The organism is Aquisalimonas sp. (assembly GCF_007120195.1).
Lineage (GTDB): Bacteria > Pseudomonadota > Gammaproteobacteria > Nitrococcales > Aquisalimonadaceae > Aquisalimonas.
Window position 1 is genome coordinate 1 of record NZ_SKOG01000088.1, and the last position, 20210, is coordinate 20210.

The window sequence follows — 20210 nt, forward strand, 5'->3', positions numbered from 1 at the left end:
GCCCGCCATGTGGAAGCGTTGACCGGTGGTTTCGTGGTTCCGCCGGGGTACTAGTGTCCTGTCCCGCAAATAACGTTACGATTGTCGCGGCCCTGACGGCCCCTGGCGGCGTTGCGCCTCCCCGCCGTAGACCCCGCTACGCCTCGTCGGCGCGCCTTGCCAGGAACCGTCAGGATCCACGCCAATTTTCGCAACTTATTTACGGGACAGGACACTAGCTGGGCGGTGCGTGGCCTGCCAGCAAACGACCCGTCCGCAAGCCGTGCGCCGGCCCTGATGCACCGCCATACCAATGGGTTGTAACTCAGCGCGCGCGCTGGTTGAAGAGGATCGCCCGCTCCTGCTCGTCCGGCGGCCCCTGGCGGCGGTACTCGCTGCCCAGATCCACGGCCCGCTGGACCGGGGGACGTTCCTTGATGGCCTGGCGCCAGCGGCGCACATTGGGGAAGTCCTCGAGGGTATCACCGAGGGGTTTGGCGATCAGCACCCAGGGCCAGGCCGCCATGTCGGCGACGGAGTAGTCGCCGAGGATGTACGTCCGACCCTCCAGGCGCCGTTCCAGCACCCCAAGGCAGCGGTTGTACTCGTTGGCGTAGCGCGTGTGGGAGTACTCCTGCCCGGCTGGCGCATAATTCACGAAATGGCTCAGTTGGCCGGCCATGGGCCCAAGGTTGCCGACCTGCCAGAATAGCCATTCCAGCGCTTCCTTGCGGCCGAGGGGGTCCGTGGGCATGAAGCGGCCTGTCTTCTCGGCCAGGTAAATGAGTATGGCGCCTGATTCGAACACCGGCACCGGCCCGCCGTCCACGTCATGATCGACGATCGCCGGCATACGGTTATTCGGGCTGATCGCCAGAAACTCCGCAGTGAACTGCTCGCCGCGGCCGATATTCACCGGGACCACGCGGTAGGCGAGCCCGCATTCCTCCAGCATTATGCCGACTTTCCAGCCGTTGGGTGTGGGCCAGTAGTAGAAATCGATCATCACCTGACTCCCTCGATGGCCGTTACGCCACGGTCGCGCAACCGTTGGCGCGCGGCCTCGTCGTAACCCAGTTCCGCCAGGATGCCATCGGTATCCGCGCCCAGCGCAGGGGCACCGTGGCGGATCCCGGCCCGGGTGAGCGAAAAGTCCGCAGGCGGGGCGGCTTGACGCAGCCGCCCCGCCTGCGCGTGGTCGGACTCCAGCACGAGCGCATTGTCCCGCACCTGTGGATGATGCACCACCTCGCTGCGCGTGAGCACCGGCGCACAGGGTACCCCGTGAGCTTCCAGGCGTTGCAGCCACTCCTCGGCGGTGCGCTCGTACAGCACGGCCTGTGTTAATTGGAGGCGGGCGTCGATGTGCTGTTGCCGCAGCGCCGGGCTCAGAAAGCGTGGATCCTCCAGCCACTCAGGGTGGTCCAGGGCCCGGGTCAGCGCCTGCCATTCCCGGTCGGTTTGCACGGCAACACTGATGTAGCCGGTGGCCGTGGCGTAGATGAGATCGATAAAGCTGGCGGCTTCCGCTTGTGGCAGCTCGCCCCCGACAAACGTCTGGCTGCCCATGTCCGAGCCCCAGAGAAAGGCCAGCACGGCGCCCAGCATGGAGACCTGGACATGCTGCCCTTCCCCTGTGTGCGCGCGGTGGAGCAGCGCCGCGGTAATGGCCTGGGCGGCGACCCAGCCGGTGAGCTTGTCCGGCAGGATGGTCCGCACGAGCTGAGGGCGCGCCGCGTCATCGGCGCCTTGGACGCTGGCGAGGCCCGACAGGGCCTGGACCAGTGGGTCGTAGACGGGTTTGGCGGCGTAAGGGCCGGCCGCGCCGAAGCCGCTGATCGAGGCATACACCAGCGACGGATCGATCCCACGCAGCGCCCTCTCGCCCAGGCCCATGCGCTCGATGACGCCGGGGCGGAAGTTCTGGACGAACACGTCGGACCCTCCGACCAGTCGCAGCAGGATCTCCAGGCCCTCGTCCGATTTCAGGTTCAGCGCGACGGAGCGCTTGTTGCGGTTGTTGTTGAGAAAACTCGCCGAGTAGCCGTTGCGACGGTTCGCAGCCAGGCGGGTGTAATCGCCGCCGGCGGGGTTTTCCACCTTGATGACCTCGGCGCCCTGGTCGGCCAGGGTCATGGTCGCCAGCGGCCCGGAGACCATGGCGGTCAGATCGACGATGCGATACCCGGATAGGGGGCCGGTCATGGCGTCCTCGCAGTTCGGGTGTATTCAGGGCGTGTGCCAGACATGGAACCATCCGCCGTATTAGGCCTCTGATGCGGGCTGTGCATCCGCCTCCGGAATCCAGCCATCCAGCGCGCGCCCGACCATGTCCATGCGGTCCTGGCCCCAGAACACCAGCTCGCCCTCCACCACCAGGGTGGGCGCACCGCAGGCGCCGAGTGACTGTGCGGTCTTGGTATTGGCTTTGATCAGGTTTTTGGTCTCGTCCGCCGTGGCCCGAGCGAAGACGTCCGCCGGATCCTTCCCGGCCTCCCGCACGATGGCGGCGATCGTCTCCCGCTCACTCAGGTTGCGGTCATTCGCCCAGGCGGCTTGGTACAGGGGCTGGATGAGATCCGGCTCCACCGCAGAGACGCGGAGTGCCAGGACGGTGTTCAGCGGGAAGTGGCTGGTGAAGGAGAACGGCACCTCCCAGTAATCCGCCCATAGGGCAAGATCGCGGTGCGCCCACGCCTGCCGGTTGGCACTCATGGTCTGCAGCGGAACCAGTGGCGTGCCGATCGACTGGAATAGTGCCCCCAGCAGCATGGGGCGCCAGACCAGTTCGGCGCCGTGCTCCCGGGCAAGTCGCTCCACCTGGGTGCAGGCCAGGTAGGAGAACGGGCTGGAGAAGTCGTGGAATACGTCCAGGCGCCGCCGGTGGCCGTCCGGCTGGGGCATCCCAACAGAGCAGGCGCCACCCAAAGCGCGGGCCACGAAATCGAGCCGGTCCGCCCCCCACCAGAGGGCGTCCCCCAGCATCGCAGTCGGCACGCCAAAGACCCCCCGCTCCAGGGCTTCGTCGGTGTTGGCCGCCAGCGCCCTGGCGCTGGTGTCGGCAGCCATGAGCGTGGCATCCACGGCGTGCTCTTCGGCCAGCCGTCGCAGCAGGCCGACGTCATCCAGCGACTTGCCGCGCTCCCAGGCCGCGCTCATTAGCGCGTGCATCAGCCCTGAGCGTACCGCATGCGGCGTGCCCGCGAGCAGACGCTGGGCCGCGGTGCTCTCCGTCACCGGCCGCTCCAGCGCGCCGCGTAGCCGAAAGCCTGCCTGCTCGGCCTGGCGCTGAAGGTCGCGCCGCTGGCGCAGACGTTTGTTCGCGGGCCAGTGGTCCTTCGGCTGAGGGGGCAGCCCCTGGGCCTCGTAAAGCTGGGCCAGGGAGACCGGACGGAGGGCGAGGTCGTAACCGGTCTCCCGGGCGAGCGCCTCGATGCGTACGGCAGCCAGGTGCGCCTGTGGACAGATCACATCGAAGAACCATTCCAGTTTTGCCACTGTTGTGCCCTCCTGTTGTGGGCGCGCACTGATGAGTCGGGACGCTAACTAGCGGCGTAGTACCGCCTCCAAAGCCCCAAAGTACTGGGATTGGCCGGTCTCGGCCAGTGCCGCTGCCTCACGGGCATGCGCCAGGGCTTCCTCGTAACGCTCCAGGCGCAGCAGTGCCCACGCCAGGTTATGATGCACCGCGGGTGACTCGGGGGCGTACCTCACGGCTTGCCGGTAATGTTGCTTGGCGACGGAAAAGGCGCTCTGTCGATAGGCCAGGTTTCCCATCCCCAGGTGCGGGATGCCGTTTTCAGGCCAGGCTGAAGCGGCCGCCTGGTAGGCGGCCCGGGCCGCCTCAGGGGCCGTGTCCTCCATGGCGGTGACCGCCCGCAGATAACGCCCTTCGTCGACCGTGGCCGGCATGTCGCCCGGTGCGTGGACGGTCATGGCCCAGTAGCCACCGTCCCGCCACGAGCGCTCGAAGCGCTCGAAGGAGAGCACTTGCCGTTCCGTGGTACCGGAGCGCAGGATCACGGTCGCCGCGTCCCAGTCAAATCCCACGACCACGGCGTAGTGCCAAATGGGAATGGCGGTGAGTCCCAGATTCTGCAGCACCAGTACCGGGTTGCCCCCGTCGACCTCCCGGAGCAGGTTGGCGAAGGAGGGGGCGTGGGCGTAGGCGACCAGTCCCTGGCGTCGGGCGGCTGCCAGCAGCTCGGGCTGAAGGCTGCCGCGTCGATCCGGCAGGTAGACCTCAGGCTTGAGCGCGTCGGCGTCGATATCGACACCGGCCGTGTTCATGATCGTGGCGAGGGCTGCGGGTCCGCACTGGTAGGCATCCTGGGGATGAAACGGTACCTCGGTGAGTTCGTGCGACTGCGAGGTTCCTGCCGCCGCCTGGTCCAGACCCGTGTACTGCGGCGCCGGGCTGGTGGCACAGGCGGCCAATAGCAGCGATGCACCCGCGAGCAGGGCCTGTAATCGTTGCTTCATCGCAGGATCAGCAACAGAATGATGACGACCAGCAGGATGGTCACCGTGCCCGCGGCTCCGGCAGGAAGCGCGTCAATTTGCGCGTTCATTTCCGCGGCCTCGGCATCGGATAGGCTGGCTGCCCGATCCATGGCATGGGCAGGGTCTACCCCCCGGGCGATAAGGCGTTCGCGCACATCATCACGGTCGATGACCGCCTGCAGGCGTTCCTGCTCGGTGAACTCCGGGCCGCCCAGGGCAATTTCGGTCCCAACGATTCCGGCACTGGCCGTTTGCGCGAAGAGGCCGCTGATGAGGAGCAGGACAATGAGGTGAAGCATACAACGGCGGCGGTGATTCCGGAGGCTTTGCATAGTTGGCTCCCTGTTGGCCTCTGGCGGGGCACGCTGGTGCGACTGTGCCTGATGTCGTGTCGGTATAGCCGCAATACTCTACCGAGACATGCCTGCGCCTGCCATCCATCGGAGTGCCCCGATGTCCGGTCTGGCGATACGTGGGCGACGGTGAGTGTGTCGCCTGAAGGATACACTTACCGCCTCGGCAGCGGCGGCGTAGTATGCCTTCGGTGGCGTTGCGCCGAGGGCCGCAAGGAAGGACGGCGCAACGATGGAATCGGGTTAGCGGGAGGTGGAGGATGGCCATGTTTGATATTGGCAAGCGGGGCTCTGGAACGAAGTTGGAGCGGGACAACGCCAGCGGATCGGAACCGGATGCCGGGCAGGCCGCGCGCTTGGCTCTGGCGGGAGAGCAGGCGGGCAGTGATGGCGTAAGCCGCCGCGAGGCGGCTGTGATCGGCCCGTCCATCCATATCGATGGAACCCTCACGGGGGAGGAGGATCTGTTGATTGAGGGCCGTGTCACCGGCACGGTTCAGCTGCAGGATCACAGCCTCACGATCGGGGCCAAAGGCCACGTGGAGGCAGACCTCTATGCCCATACCGTGATGGTGGACGGCGAGGTGGAAGGTAATCTCTACGGGGCGGACCGAGTCTCCATCCGTGGTTCTGCCAAGGTGCGGGGGAATATTACTGCGCCTCGGGTCAGTCTCGACGACGGGGCTTGGTTCAGGGGTGCCATCGAGATGGATCCCGAAGCCGTGAACGCTGCCCTGGGCACGAAGCAGCGCTCGCAGCTGCCACCGGAGTCGCCGACGGTCCAGTCGACACTGTCGGTCACGGAGGGCGGTGCCAGCGATACGGCAAAGGCGGATACCACTGGCAACGCGAACGACGCAGGGAAGAAGGGCCGGAGCGGGAAAAATTCCGGAAGCGAGCAGACCGGCCAGGGAACAGGACACTAGTGTCCTGTTCCGCAAATAACGTTACGATTGTCGCGGCCCTGACGTCCCCTGGCGGCGTTGCGCCTCCTCGCCGTAGTCCCGGCTACGCCTCGTCGGCGCGCCTTGCCAGGAACCGTCAGGATCCACGCCAATTTTCGCAACGTATTTACGGGACAGGACACTAGCGGGATCAGGGCGTGGTGGTGCATCAGGATGCGAGTCCATGGCGGAAAGCCGGCTAAGGCGTCGTTGCGCCAGAGGTGCAGGGCAGGAGTGGTTTGCTGCACCGCTGCTGCAGGAGTATCTGGCATCGGCACAGACGGGCAGCCGGCTCGCCATTCTCGACATTGGCCCGGCCCGTTCCGCGAACGTCGATTATCTGTCACGGTTCCGGTGTCGGCTCGGCATAGCCGACGCGATGCCGGAGCTGCTTGCGCTCAATGACGATGCATCCGCGCAGTCCGCCGAGTCCGTCCTCGCGGACATGTTGCCGCCGGATCCTTTCGCCGGCACGGACCTCATCCTGTGCTGGGATCTGCTCGATTACCTGAGTCATCAGGGCATCCGCCAGTTGGCATCGCACCTTCGGGGTCTCGGTGGGCCGGGCACGGCACTGCACGCGCTGGTGGCCTACGGGGTATCCAGTATGCCGGCGCAACCGAGCGGGTATCTGCTCGATGCTGACGGCCTCCGATCTTGCCCGACTCCGCCCGGGGGTTCGGTCCGTCGCCCTCCACGGCACAGCAGCGGTGAACTCCAGCGGCTGATGCCGCAATGGCGCGTGGAGCGCTCGGTGTTGTTGCGCAACGGCTTGCAAGAGTACCTGCTTCGGTGCTGATCTTGTGGATCCTCAGTCACCGTGCGCGTCGACGAACCACTGGATCAGATGGCCCGCGATGGAGATCTCGCCCGGGACGGCTGGTAGCGTCTCCGGGGTAAACCAGTCGGCGTGCAGAATCTCCTTGCCGTCGACGCGGATTTCGCCACCGGCGTAGTCCGCTGTATAGGCCACCATGAGGGAATGGGGGAATGGCCATGGCTGCGACGCAAAGTAGCGGATATTTGTGACCTCGAGCGCGACTTCCTCGCGGACCTCCCGGCGCACACAGGCCTCCAGGGTTTCACCCGGCTCTGCAAAGCCCGCCAACACACTGTAAAACCCCTCGGGAAACCGTGGCGAGTGTGCCAGCAGGAGCTGTCGACCGTGCTTCACGAGCACCATCATCGCCGGAGTGAGCCGTGGGAACAGGGAGAGTTCACAGTGAGGGCAGACGCGCGCGCGCTGCGCAATCGCACGCTGCGTGGGCGTTCCGCAGCGACCACAGAAGCGGTGCTTGCGATCCCATTCCAGGATCTGGAAGGCCCGCCCGGCAAGCAGGTAAAGATCCGCTCTCAGCCGGTTATGCAGGCCGTACAGGCCGCGCGCCTCAAACGCCGGGCATGGGAATTGGCCGTCGATATCCGCTGCATAGCAGGGGACACCGGCGAGACGGCCCAGAAAGTGCGGTTCTCCAATGCGACTGGCGACAGGCCGCGGGTCATGACGCTGGCAGGGGGGCTGGAACATATGCACGTCCAGCCGGCGCAGGAGCAGCCTGCGCTCGCAGAAGACAAACCACCATGCCGTCTCATCAGCAGTGGATGGCGGCGTCACGCCAGGCTCGAAGTGGCGACCGATGTCGAATTCAGGGACTTCCAAGACGGATTTCCGACCGGCATCTCTCCCAGGTACGCTGACGATGACACGGTCTCGACACGTTGCCAAGGTACCCCGACCGTGACTCCGATGGCCTGTGCTTAGATAATGCCTGCGTCCAGGCTCGCGGCCATGTAAAGGCCGAGTTCTTCGCAGTCGTTGATGAATTGCTCCTGGAACTCGCCGCGGCAAATCAATGGCTCCTGGGCCGGCTGCCAGCGCAGCCCCGTGGCAATACTCTCAACGGCTCGGCGCGTCCCGGTGCCGTCCCGGCCTGCACGGACATAGAGCGCATAGGGCAGCCCCTGGGTTTGTTCCAGGCAGGGGTAGTAGATCCGGTCGAAGAAATCCTTCAGCGCACCGCTCATGTAGCCCAGGTTCTCGGTGGTCCCCAGGATAATGGCATGGGCGGCAAGCACGTCGTCCGGCCCCGCCTCCAGGGGTGGGATGTGGCGCGTGTCCACGTTCTCTACGTCCGGATGGACGGCCCCGCGCAGCACGGCGTCCACCAGTTTTTGGGTGTTCGGTGACGGCGCATGGGCCACCACCAGCAGGTGTCTGCGTTCACTCATGGGATGGTCCCCGTTGTGATGTTCATGGGCACCCTTCAAGGTAACGGTGCAGCGGTGCGGAATGCACGGGTCAACCCGCGCATTGGCCGTGTCGACCGATCGCCGAGCTCATTGACGGAGAGACTGAAGTGGTCAACGAAACCCGCGCCACGTTCCTGGCCCTGGGGGCAGTGCTGCTGTGGTCAACGGTGGCAAGCGCGTTCAAGCTGTCGCTGCAGTACATGGCGCCGATCCAGCTGCTCGCCTGGGCAACGCTGGTGTCCCTGTTGACGCTGGGCGTGCTGATGGTGGTGAGCGGCCAGCACCGGCAGCTGTTGCGCACGGGCCGCGATGATCTCCTGCGCTCCCTGGTTCTGGGCGTGTGTAATCCGTTTCTTTACTACATTGTGCTCTTCGCGGCATACGACCGCCTGCCCGCCCAAGAGGCCCAGCCGCTCAACTATACCTGGGCCTTTACCCTGGCCCTGCTGTCGATCCCATTGCTGCGCCAGCGGCTCAGCCGTTGGGACGTCATCGGTGGCCTGATCGCCTACGCCGGCGTCTGGGTGATCGCCACGCGCGGGAATGTCCTGGCTGTGGATTTTGCCAATCCGGTCGGGGTGTTGCTGGCACTGGGGAGTACGGTGTTGTGGGCGCTTTACTGGATTGGGTCGGCGCGGGATTCGCGTCCGCCGCTGGTGGCGCTATTCAGCAATTTCGCCGTTGCAGCGCCGATTGTGGTGCTGGCCTGCGCACTCACAGCGGGGATGCATGTCGAGCACTGGCAGGGCCTGGTGGGGGCGGCCTATGTGGGCATGTTCGAGATGGGTGTCGCCTTTGCGCTCTGGTTGGGCGCCATGCGGCTGACCCGCAGCGCGGCGCGCATCGGTAATTTGATATTCCTGTCACCGTTCCTGTCGCTGGTGTTTATCCGGATTCTCGTCGGCGAGGCGATTATGGCCTCGACCGTCGTCGGGCTGGTGCTCATTGTCACCGGGCTGTTGCTGCAGCAGACATTGCGGCGGTCGGCGTAGGCTCAGGGGCGGGTCGGCGCATGTGCTGCTGCAGTGACTGTCGGTCCGGTGCGTTGCGATCAGCCCGCGGTATTCAGCGCTTCCAGCGTCAGCTCCGCGGTGCGGGCGCTCGAAGGCGGGTTTTGCCCGGTCACCAGGCGGCCGTCGCGCAGGGCGTGTTCCTGGAAGGGTGGTTTGGCGTCCACCTCGGCGCCTAGCTCGCGAAGACGGGTCTCGAGCAAAAACGGTACGTCCTGATCCAGTTCCACCGCGCGCTCTTCCTCGTCGGTGAAAGCGGCTACGCGCCGGCCAGCCACCAGTGGCTTGCCGTCCTTTCCGGTGACGCCAACCAGGCCAGCGGGGCCATGGCAGACGGCGGCGATGACCTTGTTATCGGCGGCGAAGGCGTCCAGCAGACGGATGAGTTCCGGGTTGTCTGGGAGGTCAAACATGGTGCCGTGCCCACCGGGCAGGAAGACGGCGTCGAAGTCCTCGGCGCTGACATCGCTGAGCCGGCGCGTGTGCGCCAGGCGCTCCTGGGCATCCTGCCACGCTAGCTCCTGCTGTTCATCGGGGCTGCTGCGGGGGTCGATTGGCGTGGCACCCCCTTTGGGGCTGGCCACGGTGACATCGGCTCCAGCGTCCACGAACCTCTGGTAGGGCAGGGCGAACTCCTCGAGCCACAGGCCCGTTGCCTTGCCTGAAGTCATTGTGTCGGCGCTGGTGACAATCATGAGGATGCGCGGCTGAGCCATGGGGCCTCCTTGGGTTACACGTGTCAGGTTACGGACAACTGTTGGGGGGTAAGGGCTGGAATTCAACCGCGGCGGCAAGGGCGGCGCGCCCCCTGGCGCGACCCGCTGGCCGGTGGCGTCCGTGCTGGTGCATCGGGGCACACGGGATGCAGTGTTGCATGGCAGCCGCTGTCCGCCGACCAGGCAGAGCGGACGTGGCGGAGGGTACCTGCCAGGCGTTACGCCGTACCGGAGCGTGACTTGGCATTCGTCTCCGGGACGCGGGGTGCCGCGCTCAGCAGCTCGTCGCTGGCCTGGTCCGCATAGGCCTGGAAGTTGTCGTGGAACAGGCGCACCAAATGGGCTGCCATCTCGCGGTAGGCGGCCGGATCCCGCCAAGTCCGTTCCGGGAGCAGCACGTCCGACGGCACACCGGGGCAGCTTGTGGGCACGGAGACCCCGAACACAGGGTCGGTCACGCTCTCCGCCTCGGCCAGGGAGCCGTCATGAATGGCGTCGATAATGGCCCGAGTGTAGGCGATGCTCATGCGCTGGCCCGTGCCGTAGGGACCGCCGGTCCAGCCGGTGTTGACCAACCAGACGTCCGCCCCGCTGCGCCGGATGCACTCGGCCAGCAGATCCGCATACCGGGTGGGGTGCCACACCAGGAATGGGGCACCAAAGCAGGCAGAGAAGGTGGCTTCGGGTTCGGTGACACCCATCTCGGTACCAGCGATCTTGGCTGTATAACCACTGATGAAGTGGTACATGGCCTGGGCCGGGGACAGCCGACTGACCGGGGGCAGCACGCTGAAGGCGTCACAGGTCAAGAAAATCACGTTGGACGGCGTTCCGCCGATGCACGGAATCTTGGCGTTATCGATGAACTCCACCGGATACGAGCAGCGGGTATTTTCGGTCAGGCTGTCGTTGCGGTAATCGACCTGGCGGGTGTCCGGATCGTACACCACGTTCTCGAGCACGGCACCAAAGCGGATGGCGTTGTAGATATCGGGTTCGGCACGGGGATCGAGATCGATCACCTTGGCGTAGCAGCCGCCCTCAATATTGAACACGCCGCTGTTCGCCCAGCAGTGCTCATCATCGCCGATAAGGCGCCGCCGCGGGTCGGCCGACAGGGTTGTCTTGCCAGTGCCGGAGAGGCCGAAGAAAACGGAGATATCACCGTCTGCGCCCTCGTTGGCCGAACAGTGCATGGAAAGCACGCCCTGGCGTGGCATGATGTAGTTCATGATGGTGAACACGCCCTTTTTCATCTCGCCGGCGTATTCGGTGCCGAGGATGACCATCTCCCCGGACTGCAGGCACAGGCTGACACTCGTCTGGGATGTGACGCCGTTAAGGTCGGTTCGCGCGTTTGCCCGGCCGGCGTTGTAGATCACGTAATCGGGCTCGCCGAACTCGGCGAGTTCGTCGCGGGTGGGCCGGATCAGCATGTTATGCATAAACAGTGCATGATAGGCCCGCTCGCAGATGACCCGTATCTTGACGCGATACTCGGGCGCCCATCCGGCGAAGCCATCAATGACATACAGCCGGCTCTGTTCGGATAGATGGCTGCGGGCCTGGGCGCGCAGTTTGGTGAAGCTGCCATCTTCCAACCCGATATTCACGGATCCCCACCACACGTCGTCCATGATCTCGGGGCGTTCCACCATGCGTTTATCCCCGGGGCTGCGGCCGGTCTTGGTGCCCGACTCGGCAATCAGGGCTCCCGTCGCGGAGATGGCGCTACCCGGCTCATAGGCGAGCGCTTCCTCATAGAGTCGTGCCGGTGCCGGATTACGCAGGACCGTGTCCACACGGATGCCGTGCTGCTCAAGGCTGAAAGTCACGTAAGTCTCCTCCTCGTGATTTCAAAAGTGCTTCTGAATCGTTGCCATGCTGGCACCAGGCCCGCCATGTTGTGAAAACTCGAGTGTGCCATTACCACGCGTGAATGTCGCGTCGGCCACCCAACGTCGGGACTGGTGCCGGTGTGCTCCGTGGCGCTCTATTGCAACCCCATGACATGCAGGTACCGGGCGGCGCTGGTCTCGTCCCGGTAACCCGCCACAGCCTCCTGCAGTGTTGCGCTGGGCAGGGGCGCGGTCAGCGTCTTCATCATTGCCTCGGCCATGGCGTCGGCATCGCCCACGGGGACCAGCGGGCCGTACTTGCCACTCCCCAAGATCTCGCGAGGGCCACTGGGGCAGTCCGTGGACACGCTGGGACGGCCCAGCGCCAGGGCCTCCGTGAGCGCGTTTGGAGACCCTTCCCACGCCGAGCTGAGCACAAACAGGTCCGTGCGTCGAAGCCAGGCGTAGGGGTTGCTCTGGAAACCCGCCAGATGCAGACGAGCGGTGATGCCCAGGCGGTAGGCCTGCGCCTCCAGGGCGCCCCGCTCGGGACCTTCGCCCAGGATTATCAGCCGCGCGCCGCGCCGGTGCTGCAGCCGCGCAAAGGCATCCAGTAGCGTGGGGAAATCCTTCTGCCGCGTCAGCCGTCCCAGACCCATGATCACCGGTTCTGTTCGCGGAACCTGGAGCCATGGATGCTCAACGGGTGCCTCGGCCTGTTCGGCGAGGGTGTCCGTGAGCACGGGGTTGCGGATGACATGGATTCGATCGCGTTTCACGCCGCTGGTGGCGGCAACGTCTTGTGCGACGCCGTCGGAGACCGCAATCAGTCCGTCAGCCCAGGGGTAAAGGCGCCGGATCGGCATGTACCGCCACCAGCGTTTCAGTCCTGAGTCCTGCGCCAGGGAGGCGGAGAGGGTGTTGCCCAGCCGAATGTAGACGCGCGTCTCCACCCCCGCGAGCCTGCGCGCCAACAGAGCGGCACGACCGGCGCGATCCTTGGCGGCCAGCAGCACCGCCGGGCGCTCCCGCCGCAGGTACCGCACCAGCGCCGGCACGCACGTGCTGGCGTGGCGCACGCCCAGCGGCAGGTGCCGCACGGCGTTAGGTACGCTGTGGAAATGGCCGCCTTCGGTTCGCAGCGTCAGCAGATCCGTTTGACACCCTTGCTCAGGGAAGCGGCGCAACAGGTTCAGCACCATGCGCTCGACACCGCCGTCGCCGGAAAAGGAGATCAACACCGCCAGCTCCGGGCGATGGGCCTGCGTGCTCATGGACTACGGGATCCTCGGTGCCGACGATCAGCTCGGCATGATACACGACCCACCGTGCAAACTTGAAAACAGTGTGGGCGTTGCTCAGCCAATGGTCAGGTCAGGCGCCAGGTGTTGGCGGTCAGGGGCTCAGCCGGCCCTTGCGCGCTGACACGCACGGTTTCGCTCATGCCGATGCCCCATTGACCGGGAAGGCGCAGGCACAGGGGGAGGTGGAAGACCATATTCTCGCGCAATAGTGTCTCCTCACCGCGGGCGACGAACCCGGTGCCCTCGACCCAGGAGGGCGGAAAGCCGGCGCCCACGGTATAGCCGAACACCCCAGAGAAAAACGCCTCATCGGCCACCGGGGCCATGGCCGCTTCGGCGGCGACCGCCGCCTCGTGGAAGCGCCTGCCAGGGCGCATGGCGTCTACCAGCGCGTCGTACATGGCGCGGCAGTGATCATGGATACGCGCCATTTTGGAGTCCGGTCGGCCACCGCAGACGACGGTGCGCATCATCGGCGCGGTATAACGGCGAATGTTGGCACCGAACTCAAGAAAAACAGGCTCGCCGGCGGCGATTCGGCGCCCGTTGTGGTTGGTGTGGATCACGCTGCTGCGGACGCCGGTGGTGACGATGGGCTGCATGCTCATGAACTCGCTGCCCTCCGCCAGCATTGCGTGGGCCCCGGCGGCGGCGACCTCGTTGTCCGTTGCGCCCGCCTGCACCGCCTCCTGCGCGGCGGCAAGACCGATGCCGGTCACCCGGGCGCTCCTGTGCAGCTGTTCCAGCTCCGCGGCACTCTTCACGCGCCGGATTGGCGGGATGAGGTCGGAGGCATCCGTGAAGCGGCTCCCCGGTAACGCATGCCGCAGCCCGTCGAGCAGTCCTGGGCGCAACCCCGGTTGCCAGGGGTCGTAGCCGATATGCGCGGCACCGTGGAGCAGCACCGAGAGCGGCTGCAGGGGCCCGCCGGCGTCTTCCCAGCGGTAGCCCATGAGATCGCTGACGCGCGTGCACACCACAGCCGGGCCTGTCTCGATGGAGGGGACTTGCAGCGCCGTGTACCCGGGCCCGAGCACCAGGCAGGCATGCACCGAGACCTCGAAAGTGTTGTAGCCGGTGAGGTAATAAATTTCCGCCGGGGCGGTCACGAGCAGCGTGTCAAGACCGCGGTGGGCCATGGCCTGGCGCACTTTCTCCTCGCGCCGATCCAGTTCGGTTTCGGCAAACGGGGCCTCCACACCGGCGAGGGTATTGCGCAGCACCTTACGGTAAGTGTCGTAATCCATCATGCCCTCCGTCGCGCGTGTGTTCAGGTGGCCTTCGCCACGACCCCCCGGGCAATCCTCGCGGTCACGTGCCGATCCCCGAGCTTACGCATGCCCGGATGCCTGCGGAAGGGGGACGCGCTTGTGTGGCAGAATGCTAATCGATCGACGAAACCGGATGTGAACCCCTGATGAGCGATGACACCAGCGTAGCAAACCTCAAGGCCCCCGATCGCAGACTGCCGCTGATACACGCCCTGTTTGCAGCGGTCGCAACGGCATGTCTGTATGCGCCCTTTCTGGAGCTCGGCGATGGCCGATCACTGACACTCATGGATCTAAGTGGGGCGTGGGGAGGTGCAACCGGCGGGACCCTGGCTCTGCTGGGCGTTGCGGCACTGCTGCTAATCATCGCCGACCGGGTGAGCTGGGCACGGCTCCTGGTGGTGGACATGCTCATCGTGGTGGCGCTGATTCCGGTGGTCGTGGGCGTTTTACTCAACTGGGAGCCACCCGAGGCCGGGGTCGCCGGCTTCGCCTGGGGGTTCTGGGGCGCGCTCGTCCTGCTGGTCGCGCGCTTCCCGGTGAGCATCTGGATACGTAGCCATGCGGCACGCGCCCAGACCCATGCCAGGCAGCGGGGAAGCGGCGCCGCGGACGAGTAACGGCCGCTGCCCGACGGCGCCACGTCCACATGGGCCGGACACTAGTGCCGGTTGAGGCCGAGGCGCCCCGGTCCGATCAGGGCCAGGACCACGGCGGTCATCAGGAAAAACGCCTGCAACTCGATGGCCCAGCCCCAGTGCTCAGTGAGCTGGAAGATTTCGTGGGTGTGGGCGAGAAAGATCGCAAACAGCATGTTGATGACGATCAGCACGGCGCCGACCCCGCAGTACCAGCCGACTATGACCATCAGGGGCGCGATGACCTCCCCGAGGTAGACTCCGAACGCGAGGAACTCCGGGAGCCCGGCACCGGCGAGCATTCCCTGGATACCGCCGACGCCACCCACCAGCTTGCCGATGCCGTGGGGGAGCATGAGCAGGCCCAGCGTCAACCGCAACAGCAGTTTGCCCACATCGTCATTGCGCATAAAGGTCATTGGTTCGTCCCCTTTGGTGTTGGCACGTTTCGGGGCGCGCCGCTGTGATCTCCCGCAGTGTCTCTGCAGGGAGTGGGCTGTCGGTTGCACGCGCGCTGGTGTTTCGAACCGGGATCTGGTGCCATAGGCTCCCCTGATGAAGACGCACGGGCTAGTCTAATCGTCCACTGGACAGTCGACACGAGGAGATTTCAGATCATGCCAGCAGACGTCTACAAGCTGATGGTGACGCTGCCGCTCGATGAAGCGCGCAGCATTATCGCGGGCAGCCTGGCCGAGGGCCGCCGGCGCGGGCTGCAGCCGCTCACCGTTGTGGTGCTCGATGCCGGTGGACATGTGGTGTCCCTGGACCGCGAAGACGGCTCCGGCACGCTGCGCGTGGAGGTGGCGAAGGGCAAGGCCGGAGCGGCGCTTGGCATCGGCATCGGCAGCGGTGTGGTCGGGGAGCGCAATCAGGGGCGCGATGCGTTCCTGGCGAGCGTCGCCACGGCCTCCGGCGGGGTGTTTGTTCCGGTACCCGGCGGCGTGTTGGTGCTGGACGACGCCAGCCGCGTCATTGGCGCCGTCGGCATCAGTGGTGACGCCTCGCCGGAGGACCAGGCCTGCGCTGTTGCCGGCATCGAGAGCGCAGGCTATACCGCCGGGCTGGACGCCGCAGGCTGACCCCGGCGTGGCCGGGGTGCCCCGAATGTCGGGGGGCATTATGAAGGCGCCCGGGGCGCCCCGGTTCCATCGCGGGTCCAGGCGAGGGCCTGCCGCACCCGGATGGGTGCGTCCGCCATAAGGCGCGTATCCCAGTCGATGACGCGCCGCGGGAACACCAGTATAACGGTGGAGCCGAGATTGAAACGCCCGATCTCGGCGCCCCGCTGCAAGCGCACCTCGTCCGCCCGGTAGGTCCAGCCGCGCACCCGCCGCCCGCGTGGTGGCGTGATCTCTCCTGCCCACACTGTCTCGATGCTGGCCACGTTGATGGCGCCCACAAGCACCATGGCCATGGGGCCATGGGCGGTGTCGAACAGGCAAGCCACGCGCTCGTTGCGGGCGAACAGGCCGGGTATGGTCCGCACGGTGTGGCGTGCGACGCTGAACAGGCGGCCCGGCACATGCACCATTTCCCGTAACGCACCGTCCACAGGCATGTGCACGCGGTGATAGTCACTCGGCGATAGGTAGATGGTGGCAAAATCGCCGCCGCGAAACGGCGCCGAACGATCGGGCACACCGCCCAGCAGTTGAGTCAGTGAGTAATGGCGGCCCTTGGCCTGAATCAGGCGGTCGTCCTCGATGCCGCCAAGCGCGCTCAGCGTACCGTCGGCGGGTGCGCACACGGCGTTCAGGGAGGCGGGCATCGGCCTGGCATCGGTCCTCAGCGCCCGCGTGAAAAAACTGTTGAAGTCCGGATAGGCATCCGGTTCGGGCGTCATCGCCTCCGACATGTCGACGCCATAGCGGCGGATGAACCATCGGGTCAGCGGCCGGCGAATCCAGGCAGCCCGGCTGCGCGTGATCCGGTGCACCAGTCGCGAGATCGCGTGATGGGGCAGCGGATACAACGGCAGTGACTTTGCCCGGTCCGCTAACGTTGGCGGGGATTCAAGGCAGCGGGGCATCGGGCTGTCAAGGCCGTCTTGGGTTATCTCACGAAGGGCCATGGAAGCGCAGAATGGCGTCCAGATCGCTGACCATCTCCCGCGCGCGGTGCGGCGAGCCGAACACGGCCTGGAATCGTCCCTCCGGGTTGACCAGCAGCACGGAGGCGCCATGGTCGACCATGTAGTCGTCACCACCGTCCTCGTCGTGACGGATGTGGGCGATTCCGAGGTCGCGGGCGAGGACGTCGATATCCTCCATTGACCCGGTCAGCCCAAGAAAGTCGTCACTGAAGTTGGTGACGTACGCCTCGAGACGTTCCGGGGTGTCCCGCTTCGGATCAACCGTCACGAACACCGTCTGAACGTTCCCACCCAGCCCTGCATCGTCGAGCATGTCATGCGCGCGGCTGAGTTCAGCCAGGGTCATGGGGCAGACATCCGGGCAGTGCGTGAAGCCGAAGAATAGAAGTGTCCATTGGCCTTTGAGATCGTCGTTGGTGAACGCGTCCCCGCGATGGTCTTGAAGCTGGAATTCTGTAATGTCGCGACCATCCCCCAGGTAGGTCGCATGAAGGTCTGCATTGTCGAGGCTTGCCGGGGCGAGCAGGGTGCTGGCCGCCCACATGCCGCCGGTCATCGCAATAAGTGCCGCGATGACACTGCCGATTAGTGTGCTTTTCGTCCAGTTCTTGATCATGGCGGAGGATTTTGTCACAGGCGCGGGGTCAAGGGAATGCCGCGTTGCGCGATGACGCCAGCTCCGGGCCTCGGGCGGCCGCGCGCGATTTGTAGTCATGCCGAGAATGCATCTTAGGTCAGCTCAAGCGCGGCCGTCACTGGTTGCAGGCGGTCCCACGCCGCAGCGTCACTGCGGGGGCATCCGAGTCCATCGCCCTGTGCACCGAGGCTCACCTGGGGGTTGCGGGGTGTTCACCGGGACCGGCAAGGCGTGGGTCGATCGGGTATCATATGGCCCCGTATTACGGCGATGGAGCCAAGCCCATGCTGGATGTGGAAGAGCCGCTGAACCATTTGCAGACCCTGCGGGACTATGTGCGCTGGGGTGCGAGCCGTTTCCGGGAGTCCGGGCTTGTGTTCGGGCATGGGACCGACAATGCGATGGATGAGGCGGCGGCGTTGGTGCTGCACAGCCTGCACCTGCCGCCCGAAATCCCCGAGGAGTATTGGCAGGCGCGGGTGACCCCGACCGAGGGGCGAGCTGTGCTGGAGCGCGTCAAGCGCCGGATTGATGAGCGACTGCCGTTGCCCTATCTGACGCGGGAGGCCTGGTTCGCCGGCTTGCCGTTCTATGTCGACTCCCGCGTGCTGGTGCCGCGCTCGCCGATCGCTGAGATGATAGAGGCCGGTTTTTCGCCCTGGCCGCAGGCCGAGGCCATGGAGCGGGTACTGGATCTGGGCACCGGCAGTGGCTGTATTGCGATTGCCTGCGCGCGGGCGTTCGAGGACATCGTGGTGGACGCCTCGGACATCTCTGAAGACGCCCTGGAAGTGGCCAGAATCAACGTCCAGCGCCACCAGCTTGGTGATCGGGTGCGGTTAATCCAGGCGGACGTCTTCGATGGCCTGCCGTCAGGGCGGCGCTATGACCTGATCCTGGCCAACCCGCCCTACGTGGACGCCGAGGATATGGCGCGGCTGCCGCCGGAATACCAGCATGAGCCGCGCCTCGGACTCGCCGCGGGGGAGGATGGCCTCGACGTGGTGCACCGGGTACTGGCCGGCGCAGCGGACTGGCTGACGCAGGATGGTCTGCTGGTGGTCGAGGTCGGCAACAGCGGTCCGGCCGTGGAAGCCGCCTGGCCGGATGTGCCGTTTCTGTGGCTCGAGTTCGAGCGGGGCGGCCATGGCGTCTTTGCCCTCACGAGCGCGGAATTGGCCGAGCATGCAGCGCTCTTGAAGGCGCCCCGGCGCACCGTCTCCGGCAGCTGAAGTTGCGCCGCGAACGTCCACGCAAGCGGGACGGGTCGTCCCTGTCCCCGCTGTTTTCCCGACAACCGCGAGTTGAGCATGGCTGGTAATACATTCGGCAAGCTGTTCCAGGTCACGACCTTCGGCGAAAGCCATGGCCCCGCGCTGGGCGCCGTGGTGGACGGTTGCCCCCCAGGCATGCTGCTGAAGGAATCCGACCTGCAGCGGGATCTCGATCGCAGGCGGCCAGGGACGTCGCGTTACACCACCCAGCGCCGCGAGCCCGACCAGGTACGGATTCTCTCCGGCGTCTTCGAGGGGCGGACCACCGGCACGCCCATCGGCCTGCTTATCGACAATGCCGACCAGAAGTCCAAGGACTATTCGGATATTGCCGAGACGTTCCGCCCCGGCCACGCCGATTACACGTACCTGCAGAAGTACGGGGTGCGGGATTATCGCGGCGGCGGGCGCGCGTCGGCGCGCGAGACGGCCATGCGGGTCGCCGCCGGCGGTATTGCCAAGAAGTGGCTGGTCGAGCGCTTTGGCGTACACATCCGTGGGTATCTCTCCCAGCTCGGGCCCATCCCCCTGGAGCTCAAGGATTGGCAGGCGGTGGAGCAGAACCCCTTTTTCTGCGGCGACCCGGACCGCGTCCCGGAGCTTGAGCAGTACATGCAGCAGTTGCGAAAGGATCTCGACTCCGTAGGCGCTCGCGTCACCGTACTGGCCGAAGGGTGCCCGCCGGGGTGGGGCGAGCCCGTGTTTGATCGTCTGGATGCCGACCTGGCCCAGGCGCTGATGGGCATCAATGCGGTCAAGGGCGTGGAGATTGGTGCCGGATTCGCCTGCGTCAGCCAGCGCGGCACCGAGCATCGCGACGAGATCACCCCGGACGGTTTCCTGAGCAACAACTCCGGGGGCGTGCTCGGTGGCATTTCCACCGGACAGGATGTGGTGGCGTCTATCGCCCTCAAGCCCACCTCCAGCATCGTCACACCCGGACGCTCGATCAATACCGCGGGCCAGCCCGTGGAGGTGGTGACCAAGGGGCGCCACGATCCATGCGTGGGGATTCGCGCCACGCCCATTGCCGAGGCGATGATGGCGCTGGTGCTCATGGACCATGCCTTGCGCCATCGCGCCCAAAACGCGGACGTGACCTCCCCGCTCCGGCCGGTCCCCGCGGAGCCCGGCCGCAGGGGCGAGTAGTCGCGTGCCGGCACAGGCCCTGCCGTACTGGCGGCTGTCCGCCTTTTACCTGTTCTTCTTCGCCGTGCTGGGCGGTCTTGCGCCCTACTGGGGTCCGTACCTCAATGCGGAAGGCTTTTCCGCCGCGCAGATCGGTCAGCTGATCGCCATTTTGCATGCCACCAAGATCGTCGCCCCCAATGTCTGGGGCCTGATCGCCGACCGCACCGGGCGGCGCATGGCCGTCGTGCGCTTTGGCGCCGTGGCGGC

Annotated in this window: 22 protein-coding genes; 8 read left to right on the forward strand and 14 right to left on the reverse strand. The window is 65.8% G+C overall.

The annotated features are described in order from the left end of the window. Window positions 1–304: 304 nt before the first annotated feature. From QZT63_RS07020 to QZT63_RS07040, 5 genes are read right to left on the reverse strand one after another with little or no spacing between them, the layout of a single operon-like run. Window positions 305–985, reverse strand: coding sequence for a glutathione S-transferase N-terminal domain-containing protein (locus QZT63_RS07020; protein WP_290649784.1), 681 nt, complete (start codon window positions 983–985; stop codon window positions 305–307). Further along, on the reverse strand, window positions 985–2184 hold the full coding sequence (locus tag QZT63_RS07025; protein WP_290649786.1) for a CoA transferase: 1200 nt from the start codon (window positions 2182–2184) through the stop codon (window positions 985–987). The genes QZT63_RS07020 and QZT63_RS07025 overlap by 1 nt, the downstream gene beginning before the upstream one ends. Before the next feature lie 60 nt (window positions 2185–2244). After that, complete coding sequence (locus QZT63_RS07030) at window positions 2245–3477, reverse strand: DsbA family protein (RefSeq protein WP_290649788.1); 1233 nt, start codon at window positions 3475–3477, stop codon at window positions 2245–2247. 48 nt (window positions 3478–3525) lie between these two features. Further along, window positions 3526–4461, reverse strand: coding sequence for a PA2778 family cysteine peptidase (locus tag QZT63_RS07035; protein ID WP_290649790.1), 936 nt, complete (start codon window positions 4459–4461; stop codon window positions 3526–3528). Continuing rightward, entirely contained in the window at window positions 4458–4814 is a 357-nt protein-coding gene (locus tag QZT63_RS07040; RefSeq protein WP_290649791.1) for a PA2779 family protein, read from the reverse strand. The genes QZT63_RS07035 and QZT63_RS07040 overlap by 4 nt, the downstream gene beginning before the upstream one ends. Window positions 4815–5101: 287 nt before the next feature. On the opposite strand from QZT63_RS07040, the gene QZT63_RS07045 reads away from it, so the two are divergent. After that, complete coding sequence (locus QZT63_RS07045; RefSeq protein WP_290649793.1) at window positions 5102–5761, forward strand: polymer-forming cytoskeletal protein; 660 nt, start codon at window positions 5102–5104, stop codon at window positions 5759–5761. A 202-nt stretch (window positions 5762–5963) separates the two neighbouring features. Beyond that, window positions 5964–6578, forward strand: a complete 615-nt coding sequence (locus QZT63_RS07050; protein WP_290649795.1) for a hypothetical protein — start codon at window positions 5964–5966, stop codon at window positions 6576–6578. A 12-nt stretch (window positions 6579–6590) separates the two neighbouring features. Here the strand turns inward: QZT63_RS07050 and nudC are convergent, their stop codons facing one another. Beyond that, a complete protein-coding gene (nudC, locus tag QZT63_RS07055; protein ID WP_290649797.1) occupies window positions 6591–7439 on the reverse strand; it encodes an NAD(+) diphosphatase in 849 nt (282 codons plus the stop codon). 98 nt (window positions 7440–7537) lie between these two features. Continuing rightward, on the reverse strand, window positions 7538–8008 hold the full coding sequence (locus QZT63_RS07060) for a flavodoxin family protein (protein ID WP_290649799.1): 471 nt from the start codon (window positions 8006–8008) through the stop codon (window positions 7538–7540). A 128-nt stretch (window positions 8009–8136) separates the two neighbouring features. Here QZT63_RS07060 and QZT63_RS07065 point away from each other — a divergent pair, with 128 nt between their 5' ends. Beyond that, on the forward strand, window positions 8137–9021 hold the full coding sequence (locus QZT63_RS07065; protein ID WP_290649801.1) for a DMT family transporter: 885 nt from the start codon (window positions 8137–8139) through the stop codon (window positions 9019–9021). A 59-nt stretch (window positions 9022–9080) separates the two neighbouring features. Here the strand turns inward: QZT63_RS07065 and QZT63_RS07070 are convergent, their stop codons facing one another. From QZT63_RS07070 to QZT63_RS07085, 4 genes are all read right to left on the reverse strand, one after another. Further along, on the reverse strand, window positions 9081–9755 hold the full coding sequence (locus tag QZT63_RS07070; RefSeq protein ID WP_290649802.1) for a type 1 glutamine amidotransferase domain-containing protein: 675 nt from the start codon (window positions 9753–9755) through the stop codon (window positions 9081–9083). Between the two features lie 218 nt (window positions 9756–9973). After that, entirely contained in the window at window positions 9974–11590 is a 1617-nt protein-coding gene (gene pckA / locus QZT63_RS07075; protein ID WP_290649804.1) for a phosphoenolpyruvate carboxykinase (ATP), read from the reverse strand. 158 nt (window positions 11591–11748) lie between these two features. Continuing rightward, entirely contained in the window at window positions 11749–12867 is a 1119-nt protein-coding gene (locus QZT63_RS07080; RefSeq protein ID WP_290649806.1) for a glycosyltransferase, read from the reverse strand. 95 nt (window positions 12868–12962) lie between these two features. Next, on the reverse strand, window positions 12963–14147 hold the full coding sequence (locus QZT63_RS07085) for a Xaa-Pro peptidase family protein (protein WP_290649808.1): 1185 nt from the start codon (window positions 14145–14147) through the stop codon (window positions 12963–12965). Window positions 14148–14314: 167 nt separating this feature from the next. Here QZT63_RS07085 and QZT63_RS07090 point away from each other — a divergent pair, with 167 nt between their 5' ends. Further along, window positions 14315–14788 carry a hypothetical protein gene (locus QZT63_RS07090; protein WP_290649810.1) on the forward strand — a complete coding sequence of 158 codons (474 nt, stop codon included), beginning with the start codon at window positions 14315–14317 and terminating at the stop codon, window positions 14786–14788. Window positions 14789–14829: 41 nt separating this feature from the next. Here QZT63_RS07090 and QZT63_RS07095 read toward each other — a convergent pair whose 3' ends face one another. After that, on the reverse strand, window positions 14830–15216 hold the full coding sequence (locus tag QZT63_RS07095) for a DoxX family protein (protein WP_290649821.1): 387 nt from the start codon (window positions 15214–15216) through the stop codon (window positions 14830–14832). A 207-nt stretch (window positions 15217–15423) separates the two neighbouring features. On the opposite strand from QZT63_RS07095, the gene QZT63_RS07100 reads away from it, so the two are divergent. Further along, a complete protein-coding gene (locus tag QZT63_RS07100) occupies window positions 15424–15888 on the forward strand; it encodes a heme-binding protein (protein WP_290649812.1) in 465 nt (154 codons plus the stop codon). Window positions 15889–15926: 38 nt separating this feature from the next. Here the strand turns inward: QZT63_RS07100 and asd are convergent, their stop codons facing one another. Together asd and QZT63_RS07110 are read right to left on the reverse strand one after the other, a co-directional pair. Next, window positions 15927–16838: an archaetidylserine decarboxylase gene (gene asd, locus QZT63_RS07105; protein WP_290649813.1), complete on the reverse strand. Its 912-nt coding sequence runs from the start codon at window positions 16836–16838 to the stop codon at window positions 15927–15929. A gap of 28 nt (window positions 16839–16866) precedes the next feature. Continuing rightward, window positions 16867–17535, reverse strand: coding sequence for an SCO family protein (locus QZT63_RS07110; protein ID WP_290649815.1), 669 nt, complete (start codon window positions 17533–17535; stop codon window positions 16867–16869). Between the two features lie 287 nt (window positions 17536–17822). Here QZT63_RS07110 and prmB point away from each other — a divergent pair, with 287 nt between their 5' ends. The 3 genes from prmB to QZT63_RS07125 form a co-directional block, all read left to right on the forward strand. Beyond that, window positions 17823–18770, forward strand: coding sequence for a 50S ribosomal protein L3 N(5)-glutamine methyltransferase (gene prmB / locus QZT63_RS07115; RefSeq protein ID WP_290649823.1), 948 nt, complete (start codon window positions 17823–17825; stop codon window positions 18768–18770). 78 nt (window positions 18771–18848) lie between these two features. Beyond that, on the forward strand, window positions 18849–19961 hold the full coding sequence (aroC, locus tag QZT63_RS07120) for a chorismate synthase (RefSeq protein WP_290649817.1): 1113 nt from the start codon (window positions 18849–18851) through the stop codon (window positions 19959–19961). Window positions 19962–19965: 4 nt separating this feature from the next. Next, window positions 19966–20210 (forward strand): MFS transporter (locus QZT63_RS07125; RefSeq protein ID WP_290649819.1); only part of this gene is annotated, 245 nt, incomplete at its 3' end.

Coding starts and splice junctions, on each gene's coding strand:
- aroC (WP_290649817.1), top strand. CDS start 18,849: ATGGCTGGTAATACATTCGGCAAGCTGTTCCAGGTCACGACCTTCGGC.
- QZT63_RS07050 (WP_290649795.1), top strand. CDS start 5,964: ATGGCGGAAAGCCGGCTAAGGCGTCGTTGCGCCAGAGGTGCAGGGCAG.
- QZT63_RS07100 (WP_290649812.1), top strand. CDS start 15,424: ATGCCAGCAGACGTCTACAAGCTGATGGTGACGCTGCCGCTCGATGAA.
- QZT63_RS07045 (WP_290649793.1), top strand. CDS start 5,102: ATGTTTGATATTGGCAAGCGGGGCTCTGGAACGAAGTTGGAGCGGGAC.
- prmB (WP_290649823.1), top strand. CDS start 17,823: ATGCTGGATGTGGAAGAGCCGCTGAACCATTTGCAGACCCTGCGGGAC.
- QZT63_RS07070 (WP_290649802.1), bottom strand. CDS start 9,755: ATGGCTCAGCCGCGCATCCTCATGATTGTCACCAGCGCCGACACAATG.
- QZT63_RS07025 (WP_290649786.1), bottom strand. CDS start 2,184: ATGACCGGCCCCCTATCCGGGTATCGCATCGTCGATCTGACCGCCATG.
- QZT63_RS07035 (WP_290649790.1), bottom strand. CDS start 4,461: ATGAAGCAACGATTACAGGCCCTGCTCGCGGGTGCATCGCTGCTATTG.
- QZT63_RS07020 (WP_290649784.1), bottom strand. CDS start 985: ATGATCGATTTCTACTACTGGCCCACACCCAACGGCTGGAAAGTCGGC.
- QZT63_RS07095 (WP_290649821.1), bottom strand. CDS start 15,216: ATGCGCAATGACGATGTGGGCAAACTGCTGTTGCGGTTGACGCTGGGC.
- QZT63_RS07040 (WP_290649791.1), bottom strand. CDS start 4,814: ATGCAAAGCCTCCGGAATCACCGCCGCCGTTGTATGCTTCACCTCATT.
- asd (WP_290649813.1), bottom strand. CDS start 16,838: ATGCCCCGCTGCCTTGAATCCCCGCCAACGTTAGCGGACCGGGCAAAG.
- QZT63_RS07085 (WP_290649808.1), bottom strand. CDS start 14,147: ATGATGGATTACGACACTTACCGTAAGGTGCTGCGCAATACCCTCGCC.
- QZT63_RS07090 (WP_290649810.1), top strand. CDS start 14,315: ATGAGCGATGACACCAGCGTAGCAAACCTCAAGGCCCCCGATCGCAGA.
- QZT63_RS07080 (WP_290649806.1), bottom strand. CDS start 12,867: ATGAGCACGCAGGCCCATCGCCCGGAGCTGGCGGTGTTGATCTCCTTT.
- QZT63_RS07060 (WP_290649799.1), bottom strand. CDS start 8,008: ATGAGTGAACGCAGACACCTGCTGGTGGTGGCCCATGCGCCGTCACCG.